Origin of the sequence: Streptomyces sp. NPDC059564 (genome assembly GCF_042735575.1) — a bacterium.
GTDB lineage: Bacteria > Actinomycetota > Actinomycetes > Streptomycetales > Streptomycetaceae > Streptomyces.
Genome location: NZ_JBHWBP010000670.1, coordinates 1 through 1628, shown reverse-complemented (window position 1 = coordinate 1628; position 1628 = coordinate 1). Strand labels below are relative to the sequence as shown.

At 70.3% G+C, this 1628-nt stretch carries 1 protein-coding gene and 1 pseudogene; both read right to left on the bottom strand.

What is annotated here, in order from left to right:
* A pseudogene (locus tag ACFV0Q_RS41495) lies at positions 1-600 on the bottom strand (pyruvate dehydrogenase (acetyl-transferring), homodimeric type); the annotation flags it as partial.
* 214 nt (positions 601-814) lie between these two features.
* Positions 815-1438 (bottom strand): GntR family transcriptional regulator, encoded by a 624-nt coding sequence (locus ACFV0Q_RS41490; protein ID WP_356883254.1) that lies wholly within the window; start codon positions 1436-1438, stop codon positions 815-817.
* Positions 1439-1628: the final 190 nt, after the last annotated feature.

Genomic DNA, 1628 nt, shown 5'->3' with positions numbered 1-1628 from the left:
GGAGACCGTCGGGAACTCCCACAGCCACGGCAGGCGCCGCGGGTGCGGGTAGGACGGCAGGCCGTTGCCGCCGGACTCCTGGCGGAAGTGGTCGAGCTGCTGCTCGGAGATCCGGCCGTCGAGGAAGGCGCGGGCGTAGATGCCGGGGGAGGCGTGGCCCTGGATGTAGAGCTGGTCGCCCGATCCGTCGGCCTCCTTCCCGCGGAAGAAGTGCTGGAAGCCGGTCTCGTACAGCCACGCGGCGGAGGCGAAGGTGGCGATGTGGCCGCCGACGCCGTACTTGGAGCCGCGGGTCACCATGGCGGCCGCGTTCCAGCGGTTCCAGGCGGTGATCCGGGCTTCCATCGCCTCGTCACCGGGGAACTCGGGCTCCGCGGCGGTGGGGATGGTGTTGACGTAGTCCGTCTCCAGCAGCTTCGGCAGCGCGAGGCCGGCGGCCTCGGCGTGCTGCAGCGTGCGGCGGAGCAGGTATTCGGCGCGGCGCGTACCGGCGGCCTGTGCGACGGCGTCGAGGGAGGCCGCCCATTCGGCGGTCTCCTCGGTGTCGCGGTCCGGGAGCTGGTCGAGCTCGCTCGGAAGCTTTCCTACGGGGTCGGACATCGGTGTGCGCCGCCTTCCGGACAAAGGAGAGGAGGTGGTGAAGAAACACCCTGACGGGCAGGACAGGGTCGATGGACCCGGGTGGGGTCCGGGTCGACTGTAAAGCGCTGATCGATGATCGATCAAATAAAAGTGACGAATAAATGTCACTCCGACAAAAGTCGGCACCCGGTGCCATGAATCCAGGCACCCGGTGCCGATGCGTCGGTGCAGGTCAGGCGCGCGGAGCGCAGCCCAGGACGTGCCGCTTCACGAGCAGCCCGATGTCCGGATCCTGGCTGCGGAAGGCCGCCACGAGGGCTTCGTGCTCCTCGGCGTAGGACTTCTGGACCGTGCCCAGCCAGCGGATGGACAGGGCCGTGAACACCTCGATGCCCAGGCTCTCCCAGGTGTGCAGCAGCACGCTGTTCCCGGCCGCCCGCACCATCTCGCGGTGGAAGCCGACGGTGTGCCGCACCTGCGCCGTACCGTCCTCGGTGCGGTCCGCCTCCCACAGGGCCGCCACGTGCGGCTCCAGGGCCGTGCAGTCGGCCGCCAGGCGCGGGGCCGCCAGCTCGGCCGCGATCTGCTCCAGGCCCGCGCGGACCGGGTAGATCTCCTCCAGGTCGGCGGCGGAGAGGTTCCGTACGCGGACGCCCTTGTTCGGCGCGGACTCGATCAGCCGCAGCGTCTCCAGCTCCCGCAGGGCCTCGCGGACCGGCGTCTGGCTGACCTCCAGCTCGACCGCGATCCGCCGCTCCACGATCCGCTCGCCGGGCTTCCAGCGCCCGCTGACGATCCCCTCCACGATGTGCTCGCGGATCTGCTCGCGCAGCGAGTGCACGACGGGTGGGGTGATCATCGGCGTTTCAACTCCTGTGGGGGCACACGCGGCCTGATGCCTAGACAATACGGCCGTCGTGGCCTGCTGCGATGCGTTCCCCGTCAGGGACGCAGGGTGAGGCTCGTTACAACGACGGCGCCCCCGCCCCGACGAATCCGGGCGGGGGCCCCCAGTGCGGGGGCCGGTGCAGAGGGCCGGGAATCAC